General features: G+C 69.8%; 13 protein-coding genes. 6 read left to right on the top strand and 7 right to left on the bottom strand.

The window, feature by feature from the left end:
- Window positions 1–30: 30 nt before the first annotated feature.
- Window positions 31–720, bottom strand: coding sequence for a response regulator (locus NI2_RS21150; RefSeq protein WP_174550293.1), 690 nt, complete (start codon window positions 718–720; stop codon window positions 31–33).
- Entirely contained in the window at window positions 717–2,015 is a 1,299-nt protein-coding gene (locus NI2_RS21145) for a sensor histidine kinase (RefSeq protein ID WP_084476578.1), read from the bottom strand. The genes NI2_RS21150 and NI2_RS21145 overlap by 4 nt, the downstream gene beginning before the upstream one ends.
- A gap of 156 nt (window positions 2,016–2,171) precedes the next feature.
- Here NI2_RS21145 and NI2_RS21140 point away from each other — a divergent pair, with 156 nt between their 5' ends.
- Genes NI2_RS21140 through NI2_RS21130 form a run of 3 tightly spaced genes read left to right on the top strand, consistent with a single transcriptional unit; the run spans window position 2,172 to window position 5,738 of the window.
- Window positions 2,172–2,495 carry a hypothetical protein gene (locus tag NI2_RS21140; RefSeq protein ID WP_067493456.1) on the top strand — a complete coding sequence of 108 codons (324 nt, stop codon included), beginning with the start codon at window positions 2,172–2,174 and terminating at the stop codon, window positions 2,493–2,495.
- A 34-nt stretch (window positions 2,496–2,529) separates the two neighbouring features.
- The gene (locus tag NI2_RS21135) at window positions 2,530–3,252 is read left to right on the top strand and encodes an ABC transporter ATP-binding protein (RefSeq protein WP_225279117.1); all 723 of its coding nucleotides are present in this window, start codon (window positions 2,530–2,532) and stop codon (window positions 3,250–3,252) included.
- Window positions 3,249–5,738: an FtsX-like permease family protein gene (locus NI2_RS21130; protein ID WP_067493237.1), complete on the top strand. Its 2,490-nt coding sequence runs from the start codon at window positions 3,249–3,251 to the stop codon at window positions 5,736–5,738. The genes NI2_RS21135 and NI2_RS21130 overlap by 4 nt, the downstream gene beginning before the upstream one ends.
- A gap of 2 nt (window positions 5,739–5,740) precedes the next feature.
- Here the strand turns inward: NI2_RS21130 and NI2_RS35605 are convergent, their stop codons facing one another.
- Entirely contained in the window at window positions 5,741–8,656 is a 2,916-nt protein-coding gene (locus NI2_RS35605) for a serine/threonine-protein kinase (protein ID WP_133733801.1), read from the bottom strand.
- Between the two features lie 160 nt (window positions 8,657–8,816).
- On the opposite strand from NI2_RS35605, the gene NI2_RS21120 reads away from it, so the two are divergent.
- On the top strand, window positions 8,817–9,713 hold the full coding sequence (locus NI2_RS21120; protein WP_243749711.1) for a serine hydrolase: 897 nt from the start codon (window positions 8,817–8,819) through the stop codon (window positions 9,711–9,713).
- Window positions 9,714–9,723: 10 nt separating this feature from the next.
- On the opposite strand, the gene NI2_RS21115 is transcribed toward NI2_RS21120, so the two are convergent.
- Complete coding sequence (locus NI2_RS21115) at window positions 9,724–10,389, bottom strand: response regulator (protein ID WP_067493235.1); 666 nt, start codon at window positions 10,387–10,389, stop codon at window positions 9,724–9,726.
- 9 nt (window positions 10,390–10,398) lie between these two features.
- A complete protein-coding gene (locus tag NI2_RS21110) occupies window positions 10,399–11,562 on the bottom strand; it encodes a sensor histidine kinase (RefSeq protein ID WP_133733802.1) in 1,164 nt (387 codons plus the stop codon).
- Window positions 11,563–11,728: 166 nt separating this feature from the next.
- Here NI2_RS21110 and NI2_RS21105 point away from each other — a divergent pair, with 166 nt between their 5' ends.
- Both NI2_RS21105 and NI2_RS21100 read left to right on the top strand, forming a co-directional pair.
- On the top strand, window positions 11,729–12,481 hold the full coding sequence (locus NI2_RS21105) for a hypothetical protein (protein ID WP_067493230.1): 753 nt from the start codon (window positions 11,729–11,731) through the stop codon (window positions 12,479–12,481).
- A 40-nt stretch (window positions 12,482–12,521) separates the two neighbouring features.
- Window positions 12,522–12,953: an SRPBCC domain-containing protein gene (locus NI2_RS21100; protein ID WP_067493228.1), complete on the top strand. Its 432-nt coding sequence runs from the start codon at window positions 12,522–12,524 to the stop codon at window positions 12,951–12,953.
- A gap of 127 nt (window positions 12,954–13,080) precedes the next feature.
- Here the strand turns inward: NI2_RS21100 and gatA are convergent, their stop codons facing one another.
- On the bottom strand, window positions 13,081–14,568 hold the full coding sequence (gene gatA / locus NI2_RS21095) for an Asp-tRNA(Asn)/Glu-tRNA(Gln) amidotransferase subunit GatA (protein WP_067493227.1): 1,488 nt from the start codon (window positions 14,566–14,568) through the stop codon (window positions 13,081–13,083).
- Window positions 14,565–14,861, bottom strand: a complete 297-nt coding sequence (gatC, locus tag NI2_RS21090) for an Asp-tRNA(Asn)/Glu-tRNA(Gln) amidotransferase subunit GatC (RefSeq protein WP_067493225.1) — start codon at window positions 14,859–14,861, stop codon at window positions 14,565–14,567. Before gatC ends, gatA begins: the two co-directional genes overlap by 4 nt.
- Window positions 14,862–14,971 lie beyond the last annotated feature (110 nt).

The raw sequence follows: 14,971 nt of genomic DNA, 5'->3' as shown, positions 1-14,971 counted from the left end.
CCACGTCTTGCGGGCCGTGGGACCCGCGTCTCAGAACGACGATTCTCCCGGTGTCACTATGCCGTGGTCAAACGCGAACACGATGGCGGCGGCGCGATCGCGCAGGTCGAGCTTGCCGAATATGTGTCCGACATGGCTTTTCACAGTTACTTCCGAGATGCCCAGTTCGGTGGCGATCTCGCCGTTGACCCGGCCGCGTCCGATCAGTTCGAGCACCTCGTACTCGCGGGCGGTGAGGTCGCCCAGGCGGCGGTCGGTGCGGGTACCGGTGTGTTTCACGGTTCGGTAGGCGGTGAGCACCCGCCCGGTTACCGACGGATCGAGCCAGGCGCCGCCCGCCGCGACGGTACGGACGGCGCGGATGAGGTCCTCGGCTGGCGAATCCTTGAGGAGGAAACCCGCCGCGCCCGCGCGCAGGGCGCCCGACAGCAGTTGGTCGTCGTCGAAGGTGGTGAGGACGAGGACCGGTGGCGCGTCGGATCGCGCGCGCAGCAAACGGGTCGCATCGATGCCGCCGACCCGTTTCATGCGCAGATCCATCAGCACCACGTCGGGCCGTTCGGCGGCGACGGCGGCCGCCACCTCGTCACCGTCGGCGCATTCGCTGACGACGAACCCGTCGCGACGGCGCAGGATACGGCGCAGTCCGCCGCGCACAAGTTCCTGGTCGTCGACGACGAGCACGGAGACGGGGTTGTCGATCGGCGCGGCGGCCGTCACTGGTCCTCCTGGGTTTTCGGCCGGAGCAAGCCGGGCAGCATGGTGGACAGTGTTCCGCAGGAGCCCGATTTCAGCGGAAACTGGGCATGCACGGTCCAGCCGTCGTCGTCGATTCCGGCCCTGATGGTTCCGCCGAGCAGTTCGGTGCGTTTGCGCATGCCGCGCAAGCCCATTCCGGTGCCGAGGCGTGGTGGCGGTCCGAGAGGCAGAGCGTTGCGCACCTCGAGGGCGGCGAGTTCCGGTGTCACGTCGAGCCGCACCGTCGCCGCGGCACCCGGTGCGTGTTTGGCGACATTGGCCAGCGATTCCTGTCCGATGCGGTACAGCGCGTGGCCGACCGCGCCGGTGACGACCGACAGTTCGCCGGTGCGCTGGTAATCGACGGTGAGTCCCGCGCGCCGGAAGTCACCGACCAGTTCGTCGATATCGGCGGCGCCGGGTTCCGGCTTCGGCTGGGCGGGGCTGGTGTCGAGCATGCCGACGGTGCGACGGATGTCGGCCATGGCCTGGCGGCCGAGGCGTTCCGCGTCGACGAGCGCCTCCACCGCCTCGGTGACGTCCTCGTCGGTTTGCAGTGCGCGGCGCGCGGCGGTGAGGTGCAGCAGGGTGATCGAGAGCGAGTGCGCGATCACGTCGTGTACTTCGCGCGCGATTCGGCGTCGTTCCTCGTCGGCGGCCTGACCGGCTCGGATGGCCTGGTTCTCGCGTTCCTGATACAGGAACCGGCGCTGGTACTGCAGCATCATCCCGACGAAGGTGCCGAGCACGATGCCGAGCACGTACATCGGCAGACCTTCCAGCCGTTCGCCACCCCACTCCAGATGTCCGGCCAGGTCGAAGGCGATCAGTTCGGCGATCGCGAGCAGGGTGAAACCAAGCGTCATGCCCCGGGTCGTCACCGCGGCCACCTCGCCCGCGACGACGACGAGGACGAAGGGGGCGAAGTCGGCGGGGACGGGTTGCAGCAGGAACAGCGCACAGGCCAGCAGCCCGCTGGCCTTCAGCAGGACGGGATAGGGCTTGATGTCGAACAGCGCGTACAGCGGCACCGGCAGGAATGCCGCGAACATGGCGAGCAGCGGCAGCACGGTCGGGAAGTACTCGTGGCGCTGGATGATCGCGGCGCCGGTGACCGCGAGCAATGCCACGTCGGCCGACACGATCAGGGCGGGCGGATAGTCATAGGGCAGCGAGGCGAGCCGCGTCCGCACGGACTCGGTGAACCGGTGCGCCACCGCGCGCAACCGGGCCGTCGGCCTCGGCCGCCGTGCCGCAACGGTGTCGATCACCTCCATCCTGTCAGGCTAGCCGCCTGGGCAGCCCGCGACATCGTCCCGGGAACGGTCCGCGTCTCCTACCTGGGTAGGAGAAGAAGTCGCGTCTGCGGCACGACGAATCGCCGCGTCACGCTCCGTAGCGTTGGCTGCACCCGCTCACGGAAGGTGAAGTTCATGACCTGGACCGAGCTGCATCAACGCACCGACATCGTGCACACCGTTCTCGCCAGGGCGCAGGTCGACCCGAACGACCCGGGTCTCTTCGCCGGTCTGCCGGATCTGGACCGTCTCTTCGGCGGCGTCGACGGCCTGCTCCGGGCGCTGGCCAACCGCTGGGACAACCATCTGCGCGTCAAAGTCGAGCAGGCCGAATTCGACGGCAAAACCCTGGTCGAGGCCTATCTCGAGCTCGCGGCCGAACAGCCCGCGCTGCGTGCCCTTCTCGACGCGCACACCGCGATCGGGCAGACTACCCGCGACCGCGCCCTGGCGCGCTGAGACCCGCCACCCGAATACTCTTGGGGGACAACACATGACCGATAACGGCACACCGCAACCTCCGATGCTGGAATTGACCGGCGTCGTCAAGCGGTATCGCGTAGGCGACCAGCAGGTACGCGCACTCGACGACGTGAGCTTGCGCATCGAGACCGGGCAGTTCACCTCGATCATCGGTCCGTCCGGTTCGGGCAAGTCCACCCTGCTGCATCTGCTCGGCGCACTCGACCGGCCCGACGAGGGTTCGATTCGCTTCCGCGGCACCGAGATCGGCGATCTCGACGAAGACCGGCAGGCCGCGTTCCGGCTCGAGCAGGTCGGTTTCGTCTTCCAGTTCTTCAACCTGCTGCCCACACTGTCGGCCTGGGAGAACGTGGCCGTGCCGAAACTGCTGGACGGCACCGGATTACGCAAGGCCAAGCCGCGCGCGCTGGAACTGCTCGACCTCGTCGGGCTCGGTGACCGCGCGCAGCACCGACCCGCCGAGCTCTCGGGCGGCCAGATGCAGCGGGTGGCGGTGGCGCGCGCACTCATCATGGACCCCCCACTGATCCTGGCCGACGAACCGACGGGCAACCTGGACTCCAAGACCGGTGAGTCGATCCTGGGCCTGCTCGGTGACATCACCGCGCAGGGCAATTCGGTGGTGATGGTCACCCACGACATGGGTGCCGTTGCCTACTGCGATCGCGTGATCACGTTGCGCGACGGGCAGATCGGGGCCGACGACCAGGTGCCCGCGCGGGTGCGCGCATGATCGCGGCACTGGACCGATTGCGGCTGTTCAATCTCGGTGACCTCGTCCGGCACCCGGGCCGCACCATCATGTCGACCGCGGTGATGGCGGTGTCGGCCGCGCTGCTGGTCGCGGTGCTGAGCATCTCCGGTTCGGTGACCGGGTCGGTCGACCGGCTCACCAAGGGGCTGGCGGGTAACGCGGTCCTCGAAATCACCGGGATCACCGACGCGGGATTCGAACAGGCGCTGCTGCCTGCCATTTCGGCCACGCCCGGTGTGGCGACGGCGGCTCCCATGCTGCGCAGCACGCTCGGCGCGGGCCCCGACCGGGCTCTGCTGATCGGCGCCGACCAGAACATCAGCGCGCTCGGCAGCGATCTGACCGGACCCATGTCGCAGTACACGGCCAAGCTGGTCAGCACGCCGCGCGGCGTGCTGGTGGGTGCGGCGACGGGTTACCGCGAGGGTGACTCGATCCCGATCGGCGGCGGCACCGCGACGGTCGCCGCTGTGCTCGACGAGGCGGCCACCGATCGTCTCAACGGCGGCCACATCGTCGCCGCGCCGTTGCCACTGGCCCAGTTCCTCACCGACCGGGTGGGCAGGCTCGATTCGGTGCAGATCATGGCGAAGCCCGGCACCGATGTCGACGAACTGCGCGCGGCCCTCACCGCGGCGGTCGACGGGCGGGCGGTGGTCGCCGAACCCAGTCTGCGGACCGCGCAGGCCGGTGGCGCCATCCAGATCATGCGGTACTCGACGTTGATGTCCTCGGCGGCGGCGCTGATCGTGGCGGCGTTCCTGATCTACAACGCCATGAGTATGGCTGTCGCACAACGCAGACCGATGTTGTCGCTGCTGCGGGCGATCGGTGGCCAGCGTGGGCCGATGGTGCGCGACCTGCTCGTGGAGGCGGCCCTGCTCGGGCTCGTCGGCGGCGCGATCGGGTCCGCGATCGGTGCGGTGATGGGGCGGTTCTCGATCGGGCAACTTCCCGCCGCGATGGTGCAGTCGGTAGAGGCGCGGACCGAGTTCATGGTCCCGAATTACGCGGTGCCCGTCGCGATCACCGCGTGCGTGGTGGCCACCGTCCTGGCGGCGGCCATCGCGGCGCGGCAGGTGTACCGGGTCGCGCCGGTCGAGGCGCTCGCCCCCGTCGAGGCGGGCGATGTCGCCGCCGCGGGGCGCGGGCTGCGGTGGGTCGCGCTGATCGGCGGTCTCGCCCTCGTCGGCGCGGCCATCGCGCTGGCCTACATCGATCTCGGCCGGCTCTCGCTGGCGGCTATCACTGTGTCGTTCACCGCGACGGTGGTGTTGTGCTTCGCCGCGACCGGGCCGATCGTGCGGGCGGCCGGGTCGATCGCCCGCTGGTTCGGTGCGCCGGGTGCGCTCGGGGCAACCACGTTGGAACGCGCGCCGCGGCGCGTGTGGGCCACGGCGATGACGGTGACGATCGGGGTGGCGGCAGTGGTCGCACTGGGTGGCGCGTCACGGAACATGGTCGATTCGGCGACCGCCTCGTTCCAGAGTCTCGGCGAGGCCGACCTGTATGTGAGTCCGAGCCCGGCGGAGGAGTTCCCCACCGGACCCGTCCTCCCCGCGGATCTGTCGGACAAGGTCACCGCCGTGCCGGGGGTCGAGTATGTGAGCCCGGGCCAGATGGCGTTCGCGACCGTCGGCAGTGGGCGGGTGATGTTGCAGGGGTACCCGCCCAGGGTCGAGGACAGCAGGCTCGGCGCTGTCGACCCGGCCGTGATCGACCGGATGGCCCGTGGGGAAGGTGTGGTCGTCACCCGTGACGTGGCCCGTTCGCTCGATCTCGAGGTCGGCGATCGGATCACCATGCCCACCCCGTCGGGTGAACACACAGCCACTGTGCTGCAGGTGATTCCGTACTTCACCGCTGTCTCGGGTGTGGTGATGATGAGCCTGGATCAGATGCGGGAGTGGTATCAGCGGCCTGGCGAGACCGTGCTGGCGGTGCACTTCGAACCGGGTGCGGACTCGGCGGCGGTGCAGGCAGCGGTACGGGCGGTGGTGCCCGAGCAGATCCATGTCGACACCGGTGCCGCCCAGGTCGCGGCGGTCTCGTCCAGTGTGGAGCAGGGTGCGGCGATGAGCACCATGATCCTGTGGATCGTGGTGCTGGTGGCCACGGTGGCGCTGTTGAACACGCTGATGCTGTCGGTGCTAGAGCGGCGCCGCGAACTCGGCGTGCTGCGCGCCATGGGAACCAATCGCAAGTTCCTGCTGCGCTCGGTCCTCGCCGAGGCGGCGGGGATCGGGATCGTCGGTGCGGCGATCGGCATGGTCACCGGTGCGGCGGTCCAGTACCTGGGCACCGTCGCGATCGGGCACGCCATGACCATCGACATCGCCTACGCGCCGAGCCCGCTGCTCGTCGTCTACGGCATCGTCGCGCTGGGGCTGGCGCTACTCGGCTCCATCCCGCCCGCGGTGCGCGCGTCACGCATGCCGATCGTCGCGGCGCTGGCCGTCGACTGAGGTCACAGCGGCACCTCCGCCCACCAGGCGATCACCTCGTCCTGGGCGGAGGGCCGCGGTGCGCCGCCGGTCCCGCTGCTGCCCCGGCGGCTCACCACGACGAGATAGTTGTCGCGGTCCGGGTCGCCGGGGAAGCCGATCACCTGGTGCGCGGTCTGGACGCGACTGGTGGCCGGATCGGGCACCACCCAGCGCCGCACCGTCACCGGCACACCGTCCTTCTCCGCCCCGAAGCGGACGGCGGCGGGGAATGCGTCCATGGCGGAGCGGGCCTGCGCGGAGTTCGCGTATTCGAGGACGAGATAGCTCACCGCACCGAGCCCGTTGTCCACCCGCTCACACTGCCATCCCGCGGTGATCGGGTTCCACTGCAGCGCAGGCTCTTTCCACTCCAATTCGCTCACCTGCCGAACCCCGACACAATTCGCCCCGCGATACCCCTGCCCCTCGATCCCGGTGCCCTGCGGAACCAGCGTCGGGAACACCCGCCTGCTCGCCAGGAACGAATCGGTCGCCTCGGCCACGGCACTCGACGGCCCCGTCACCACCCCTCCGATGGCTCCCTCGTCGTCGTCCCCATCCGGCAGAACCACCACGACCAGCGCCAGAACCATCGTCACCAACACGACAACCAGCGCCGCGAGCACCACCCACCCGAGCCGCTGCAACCCCGACACCGGCCGAGACACCGCCGACTGCCGACGATAGGGAACCGGCCAAGGATGCCGTCCTTGCGGAGGCCGCCCAGGACCACCCATTCCCGGCCCTCCCCCCGGCGGTTGCATCGGCGTCCCCGCGGACGCGACCGGTGTCGCCGCGACCTGCGAAGGCACCGCCCCGACATCGGGCCCGCGCTCACCGCCACCCGAACCATCCCGGTGCGCACCGAAATCCGGGACGTCGGAGCCTTTTCCGCCCTGCGCCGCCTCCCCAGCAGCCGGGGGCGACGCCACGTTCTCACCACCGTCCGACCCCGGCACGCTGCCGAGCGCAAACGGCCGGTCCACCGCCGCGGCACCTGTTACGGGGTCGCCGGCAGGGGAAACACCGTGATCCGACTGATCTTTCAGATCCGGCGCAACGGAATCGCTCCGAACGGGCAGTTCTTCAGCGCCGCCATCGGTGTCCGATTCGGCATCGGCGTTGTGTTCCCCTTCACCCGAAACCGCTGAACCGTCAGGCATATCGACGTGCGTGCGTGCGTTCCCGACTTCCGCGCTGCCGACTGCTGGGATTCCACTTCCGGTCGACGTCGGCCGCGCGCTCGCCGCCGCTCCATCTCCCCAGGCGGTCTCTGCGCGCGGGGCCGCCGGCTCGGCAGCTTCCACCGCTGAACTGGCGGCACTTTCTCCGTCAGCGTCGGTGACCGGCGAGTCCGCTTCCGCACCGCTGGTCGTCGTGTGCGTCGCACCACCGGCTGCTCCCGGTGCGCTGTCCTGCCTACTCGCTGCCATGCCAGGCACAGCGGTGACTTCCGTTCGTGCCGAGGAATTTCGGACGTCCGAGCGGTCTCTGTTCGGCATACCGAGGACATCGGTCGCAGCTGTGCTCGACACGTCCCCCCCGACGGTGTCGGCGGGCACGACTGTCCTGCCGACCGACGACGAAACATCTGCCGCAACGGCTTTTGCTCCGCCCACCGAACCACCCGGTGCCGCCGCCCGCTGGTGCGCGGACCGGTCTGGTAGCTGTTCGGCCGGCGGCTGCTGCGCGGCCGACTGAGCCGGTGGCCGCGGAGCCGGCGGTGGGGCCGCAGGCCGGTACGACGGAGGCTGCGCGAGCGGTTGAGCCGGCGGCTGGGACGCGAGCGGCTGTGCGGGTGGTTGAGCATCCCCAAGTTGTTGCGGGAGCGGCTGCGGGCCCGGACCCTGCGGCACCGGCGGTTGAACCACCGGCTGCTGAACCGGCGGGCCGACATAGGGCTGGCCGACCGGCGGGCCGGCCGGGGCCACCGGAGGTGATGCCGGGTGCCAATTGAGTTGGGGCCCAGCGGATAACGGCGGCGCGAACCCCGGGGCGGACACAGCTGTGGGCTGTCCCTGGACGGATTGCGGCGGGTACGAGGCGGGAAGGACGGGTGGCTTGGTCGACGTGAGAGCCCGGCGGGCCGCCTTGGCGAAAGCGGTGCACGACTCGTAGCGGGCCGCGGGATGCTTGGCCATGGCGGCGGCGAGGACCGCATCCATGGCGGGCGGTAGGCCCGTGCGGCGCAGGGCGAGCGGGGGTGGCGGTGCGTAGAGCGTGCCCCGGATGATCTCGTTGGGGTCGGGTGAATCGAACGGGGCCAGGCCGGTGAACAGCCAGTACAGGGTGCAGGCCAGGGAGTACTGGTCGGAGCGGTGGTCGAGTTCGGCGCCGGTCATCTGTTCGGGCGAGGCGTAGGCCAGGGTGGCGGTGAACATGCCCTGCTGGGTGAGGTGGGTGGAGTCGGCGCGCAGACGGGCGATCCCGAAGTCGGTGAGGAACACCCGCTCCCCCTGCCCGCCGCCGGATCGCGCCAGCAAGATGTTGGCCGGTTTCACATCCCGGTGCAGCACGCCGTGCCCGTGCGCGTAATCCAGTGCGTCGGCGACACCTTCGATGATCTGCACCGCGCGCTGCGGTGGCAGGGTACGCGGATCGACGGTGGCCGCGTCGATCCCGTCGACGTACTGCATGCTGATCCACAGCTGTTCGTCCTCGGCGCCCCGATCGAACACGGTGACGATGCCGGGATGATCCAGCGCCGCGGCCAGATCCGCTTCCCGCTCGAACCTGGCCCGAATCCGCGCGTCCGCGAACAGATCCCGGTTGAGCAGCTTCAACGCGGTCAACCGGTCCAGGCGCGGGTGCCGGGCCAGATACACCGTCCCCATACCGCCCTGGCCGAGCATCCGTTCGATGGTGAACCCGGCGAACACATCACCGATCTCGTGCACCACGACCCCCTTTCAGCGCCCGTCGCCGGACAGCGCGACCGTCCCGGCATATGCGAAACTTACTGGCATACGCCCGAGATCGTCCGGGCGCGCTAGACGAGTAGTTTGCACCGCCGGAACACAGCGCCTCCGCGCAACCGGTGGTGGGGAGGGTTTTCAGGTGGCTGGCTCTACTGTGAAGGCTGCCTGTCGCGGTCTCGTGTCCGGTGTGCTGTTGATGTCGGCAGCGCTGACCGGCTCGTGCGCGGTGCCCGGCAACCCGACCGCCGCGACGGCGCCGACGGTCCAGCGCGACGAGGGCGAGGCCTGGCGTCCCGGCCAGTCGGTGATCCTGCCCGACTCGCTGGCCGCCGAATTCACCCAGCTGCAGGCGACCCTGCCCGGCCAGGTGGGGATGGCGTTGATGCCGGTCGGCGGCGGACGGATGACGATCTACGGCGACTGGACCACCGGCATCGCCTGGTCCACCATCAAGGTTCCGCTCGCCGTCGCCGCCCTGCGCCACGACCACGACCAGTCCATCTTCGAGATGGTGCAGGCCGCGATCACGGTGTCGGACAACGACGCCGCCTACGGCCTGTGGCAGTCCCTCGGCGACGGCACGGCGGCGGCCGAGGCGGTGCAGCAGGTGCTCGACGAGGCCGGTGAGGTGAACACCGACAAGCCGGAGATGCGCACCGAACTCGACTACACGGCCTTCGGTGTCACCGAATGGTCGCTGGCCAACCAGGTGCGCTTCGCCTCCAAGCTGCCGTGCCTGCCCGACACCGAGGTCGTGATGCGGTTGATGGGTGAGATCACCCCCGAGCAGGGCTGGGGCCTCGGCCTGCTCGACCACGCGGAGTTCAAGGGCGGCTGGGGTCCCGACGACGACACCGGCATGTACACGGTCCGCCAGTTCGGGCTGATCCCCGTCGGCAGCGGCCAATTGGCGATCGCCCTTGCCGCACAGGCGGATTCGGGCAGCTTCGAGGACACCACCGCCCTGCTCGACCGGCTGGCGCTGCTGCTGGCACGTCATCTGCCCGACCTGCGGGGCGGAGTGTGCCCGCGCTGAGCGGGCCCGCTCAGCCGGGAACGACCAGACCGGATTCATAGGCGAGGACGACCGCTTGGGCCCGGTCGCGCAGGCCGAGCTTGGAAAAGACTTTGGACACATGCGTTTTCACGGTCTGCTCGGCCACGAACAGTTCGCTCGCGATCTCGGTGTTGGACAGGCCCTTGGCCACCAGCTCGAGTACTTCGCGTTCGCGCGGTGTCAGCGTCGACAGGGCGGGCGAGGGTGCGGTGCGCACGGTGTTGCGCCGCCGGGTCACATCCGCGATCAAGCGGCGGGTGATCGTCGGTGCGAGCAGGGCCTGCCCGTCGGCGACGACCCGCACCGCGCGCACCAGTTCCTCGGCGGGTGCGTCCTTGAGCAGGAATCCGCTGGCGCCGAGGCTCAGTGCCTCGTACACGTAGTCGTCGATGTCGAAGGTCGTGAGCATGAGTACCCGCACGGGTGGGTCGAAACCGGCGGCGAGGATGGCGCGGGCGGCGTCGAGCCCGTTCATCTCGGGCATGCGCACATCCATCAGCACGACGTCGGGGCGAAGCCGTTTGGCTTCGGCGACCGCCACTTTGCCGTCGGGGGCGTCGCCGACGACGCTGATGTCGGGTTGGGCACCGAGCAGAGCGCCGAAGCCCTGCCGGACCATCGCCTGGTCGTCGGCGATCAAGACGGTAATAGCCACGCGACCACCTTACGGGGTCGGCAGCGTCACCGAGACCTCGAATCCGCCGGTCGCAGTGGGTCCGGCGAGCAGTTGTCCGCCGACCGCCGCCACCCGGGTGCGCATGCCGTCGATGCCATGGCCGCCGCCCGTGCTCTTGCTCGGCACACCGGTGGCGGGGTCGTTGTGGACCGTCACCGTCACCAGCCCGGGCCGCACACCGACCGCGACGCGCACAGGGGCGCCGGGTGCGTGCCGCGCGCAGTTGGCCATCGATTCCTGGACGACGCGGTACACGACCAGCCCGGTGGTCTCGGGCACGGCCGACAGGTCACCGTCGACGGTCCACTCGACGGGCAGACCGGCACGCGCGGCCGACTCGCACAGCGCGGGCACGTCGGCGGCGCGCGGTTGCGGTGCGTGTTCGGGCAGTTGGCCGTCGCTGCGCAGCACGCCGAGCATGCCGCGGATCTCGTTGAGCGCGGTGCGCGCGGTGGCACCGATGGATTCGAATTCCGCCGCCGCGGCCGGGTGCAGATCGGTGATCCGGTAGGGCGCGGTCTGGGCCTGCACCACCACCATCGACATGTGGTGGGCGACCACATCGTGCAGGTCGCGGGCGATGCGCGCCTTCTCCTCGAGGATGGCGCGGCGCGCGCGTTCCACCTCGGTCACCTCGGCCTGTTCCTCGAGTTTGGCCCGCGAGGCGCCGAGGGTCTGCAGCAGGTAGCCGAGCAGCGCGAGCGCACCGAACCCGACCGGCCACCCCCACAGCGGACCGTCGGCCGAACCGGGCATGGTCGTGGCGAACAGCATCGATTGCCCCGCCCACGCGACGACCACCACGGGCAGCGGCGCGCGCAACGCCACCGCGAACAGCAGCACGAACAGCACGATGACGTGCACCACCTGGAACGGCAGGTCGCTGTCGGCGGTCGGCGAGATCACCAGCGAGATGAGCAGCGCCGACCCTGCGGAGACGGCCCAGCCGAGGGCGGGATTGAGCCGGACGAGCAGGAGCGGGAACACCGCGAGCCCCGAGATCAGCGGTGCGACAGCGGCGGGCACCTGGTGGGTGACGAACAGCGTGGGCCACGCGATGCTGTACAGAATGAGCGCTACCAGCACGGTTCCCAGGTCGAACCAGGTGGTCGCGTCGATCCGGCGCACGGAGGTACGCAGTTGTCCGGTCATGGTCCTGAGCCTAGGAAACCGGTCACCGACCCACCTCATACCCACGAACCAACTGCGACCCCCTACCCTGGTGTGACCCCGGCGCCGGGACTCCACCCGCGCGCCTCGCGAAACCGGTCCACAGCGGGATGCCCGCCGTACGACCCGCTCCTTACTGTCGGAGGCCATGAAAACCCCGCTTCGCCCGGCACCCGCCGCTCGCCGTGCCCGTGCCACAGGTTCCGCGTCGCCCGCCGACACCGCCACTCCCAATCGCCGCCGCAGCGGCATCGCGCTGTGCACCGCCGGGCTCGCGATGGCCTCCGCGGTCGTGATGTCGGCACCGGGCGCGATGGGCACCACCCCGGGCAGCGGGGTCGAGAACGCGGCCGCCACCGCCGCGGTGCGCTCCCTCACCGACGACGACCCGGACGCGCCCGCGCTGATCCCCCGCGATTTCGGTTTCAAGTTCGGGTACGACCCCGCCGAGCAGGACGGCATGCTGGTGAACCCGAACGGCGGCTGCTCCTCCCCGGTGACGTTGCCGGGCGAGTTCGAGGCCGCCTGCAAGGCCCACGACCTGGGCTACGACATGCTGCGCTACGCCGAGCGGGTCGACGAGCCGCTCGGCCCGTGGGCACGGCGCTCGGTGGACGCGGCTCTGAACCGGCGCATCCACGCCGCCTGTGAGCTGCGCGACGACGAGTTCTCCCGCGCGCGCTGCGGTGTGATGGCCGATATCGCCTTCACCGCCGTCGACGTGAACTCGCGCAGGCAGGACTACGCCGCACCGGTGGTGGAGAACGTCTTCGCCGAGACCGACCCCGCCGACCGGCCCAACCTGTGGCCCTTGGCGCGCACGGTGCTGGGGTTGTTCGCGGTGACGGCCGCCTGCGCGGTGATCATCGACGCGCTGCGCAAACGTCGCCGCGTGATCTGACCACATTGCCGATTTATAGAACTTGTTCTAGCTTTCACGCATGACTCTGGTGATCGACGAGACGGTCGAGATCGATGCCCCCGCCGCGAAAGTGTGGCAGGTGCTCACCGATTTCGCACACTACGGCGAGTGGAATACCTTCTGCTACGAGGCCGCGAGCACCCTGGTGCCCGGCGAGCCGATCGACATGATGGTGAATCTCGGCGGCAACAAGCGCGCCCAGCGCGAGTGGATCCGCACCCACACGCCCGGCGTCGAGTTCAGCTACGCGATGAAGCCGGTGCCGCTGGGCGCGCTGCACAGCCTGCGCTCGCACACCGTGGTCCCGCTCGGCGAGGACCGCTGCCGCTACGAATCGCGCTTCACCCTGGCCGGCTGGCTCAGCCCCGTGGTCACCTTGGCGCTCGGCAAGCACCTGCGTGCCGGGTTCAACGCCATGACGGCCGGGGTCGCCGCTCGCGCCGTCTCGTAACGTCGCCCGCGCGCTGGACTCGGTGCGACGACCGCCCGGCTGCGAACCGACCTCGCTGTCCGCGCCTACGAAAAGCGGGGCCCGCCAAGGATTCTCATCCTCGACGAGCCCCGCTCGGTACGAACTCTCAGACCGCGCCCGGGGTGGGCAGCGGGCCACGGGCCGCCTCGTAGGCCGCACCGACCCGGTACAGGCGGTCGTCGGCCAGCGCGGGCGCCATGATCTGCAGACCCACCGGCAGGTTGTCGTCGGCTGACAGCCCCGACGGCACCGACATGCCGGGGTGCCCGGCGAGGTTGGTCGGCAGGGTGCACAGGTCCGACAGGTACATGGCGAGCGGGTCGCCGACCTTCTCGCCCAGCTTCCACGGGGTGAACGGGCTGGTCGGCGAGACGAGCACGTCGACCTGTTCGTAGGCCGCGTCGAAGTCACGCGCGATCATCGTGCGCACCTTCAGAGCCTGGCCGTAGTAGGCGTCGTAGTAGCCGGCCGACAGCGCGTAGGTGCCGATGATGATGCGGCGCTTGACCTCCGGGCCGAAACCGGCCTCACGGGTCAGCGACATCACCTGGTCGGCGCTGTGGCTGCCGTCGTCACCGACGCGCAGGCCGTAGCGCATGGCATCGAAGCGCGCCAGGTTCGACGACACCTCCGACGGCATCACCAGGTAGTACGAGGACAGCGCGTACTCGAAGCTCGGGCACGATACCTCGATCACCTCGGCGCCCAGTTCCTTCAGCACCGCGACGGCGGCGTCGAAGGAGGCGATCACGCCGGGTTGGTAACTGTCGGAATGCAATTCGCGCACCACACCCACGCGCACACCGGTCAGGTCACCGTTGGCGCCCTGTCGCGCGGCCTCGACCACCGGGGCGACCGGCACCTTGCGCGAGGTGGAGTCGCGCGGGTCGTGCCCGGCGATCACCTCGTGCAGCAGCGCGGTGTCGAGCACGGTGCGACCACACGGCCCACCCTGGTCGAGCGACGACGCGCACGCGACGAGACCGTAGCGGGACACGGTGCCGTAGGTCGGTTTGACGCCGACGGTCGCGGTGACCGCGGCGGGCTGACGGATCGACCCACCGGTGTCGGTGCCGATGGCCAGCGGCGCCTGGAACGAGGCCAGCGCGGCCGCCGAACCACCGCCGGAACCGCCCGGGATGCGGGTGGTGTCCCACGGGTTGCGGGTGGGACCGTACGCGGAGTTCTCGGTGGATGAACCCATGGCGAACTCGTCCATGTTGGTCTTGCCGAGAATCGGGATGCCTGCCGCGCGCAACCGGGTGGTGACGGTGGCGTCATAGGGCGACATCCACCCCTCGAGCACCTTCGACGCACACGTGGTCGGCATGTCGGTGGTGGTGAAAACATCCTTGAGCGCCAACGGAACTCCCGCCAGCGGCGAGGCGGGCTGCTCCCCCGCGGCGATCGCGGCGTCGACCACGGCGGCCGCGGCCAGCGCCTGCTCGCTCGCGACGTGCAGGAAGGCGTTGAGCTCGCCGTCGACCTTGCCGATGCGGTCCAGGTGCGCCTGGGTGACCTCGGTGGAGGACACCTCGCCGCCGTGGATCTTGCTCGCCAGCTCGGCCGCCGACAGCGTGGTCAACTCGCTCATTCGCCCTCTCCCAGAATCTGCGGGACCAGGAAACGCTGTTCTTCCACGGCGGGCGCCTGGTCCAGCGCCTGCTCGGGGGTGAGGCCGGGCACGACCACGTCGGGCCTGGTCACATTGGTCGTCGGGTTCGGCGATGCGGTGGCGGGGACGTCGGCGGCGACCTCGGAGATGGTCCTGACATGGCTGAGGATCGAATCCAGCTGACCGGCGAACTGGTCGAGTTCGGCGTCGGTCAACGCCAGCCGGGACAGCCGGGCGAGGTGAGCGACCTCGTCGCGGGAGATTGCGGGCACCGCGGGACCCCTTTCGGCTTCGGGTGGGAAGAACTTCCGGTACAGCCTAACGAGGTGGGCGAACAGCCCCGGACGCACCCGCCTCGCACGAAAGTTCGCCCTCCTCGCCG

This window comes from Nocardia ignorata NBRC 108230 (genome assembly GCF_001612905.1).
Classification (GTDB): Bacteria; Actinomycetota; Actinomycetes; order Mycobacteriales; family Mycobacteriaceae; genus Nocardia; species Nocardia ignorata.
Note: the sequence above shows the minus strand (reverse complement) of the source record. Positions and strands in the feature narration are given on the sequence as shown.

Bases quoted from the DNA above. Each gene is read 5' to 3' on its own strand.
- NI2_RS21145 (WP_084476578.1), bottom strand. From the start codon at position 2,015: ATGGAGGTGATCGACACCGTTGCGGCACGGCGGCCGAGGCCGACGGCC.
- NI2_RS21140 (WP_067493456.1), top strand. From the start codon at position 2,172: ATGACCTGGACCGAGCTGCATCAACGCACCGACATCGTGCACACCGTT.
- NI2_RS21135 (WP_225279117.1), top strand. From the start codon at position 2,530: ATGACCGATAACGGCACACCGCAACCTCCGATGCTGGAATTGACCGGC.
- NI2_RS21130 (WP_067493237.1), top strand. From the start codon at position 3,249: ATGATCGCGGCACTGGACCGATTGCGGCTGTTCAATCTCGGTGACCTC.
- NI2_RS21110 (WP_133733802.1), bottom strand. From the start codon at position 11,562: ATGACCGGACAACTGCGTACCTCCGTGCGCCGGATCGACGCGACCACC.
- NI2_RS21105 (WP_067493230.1), top strand. From the start codon at position 11,729: ATGAAAACCCCGCTTCGCCCGGCACCCGCCGCTCGCCGTGCCCGTGCC.
- NI2_RS21100 (WP_067493228.1), top strand. From the start codon at position 12,522: ATGACTCTGGTGATCGACGAGACGGTCGAGATCGATGCCCCCGCCGCG.
- gatA (WP_067493227.1), bottom strand. From the start codon at position 14,568: ATGAGCGAGTTGACCACGCTGTCGGCGGCCGAGCTGGCGAGCAAGATC.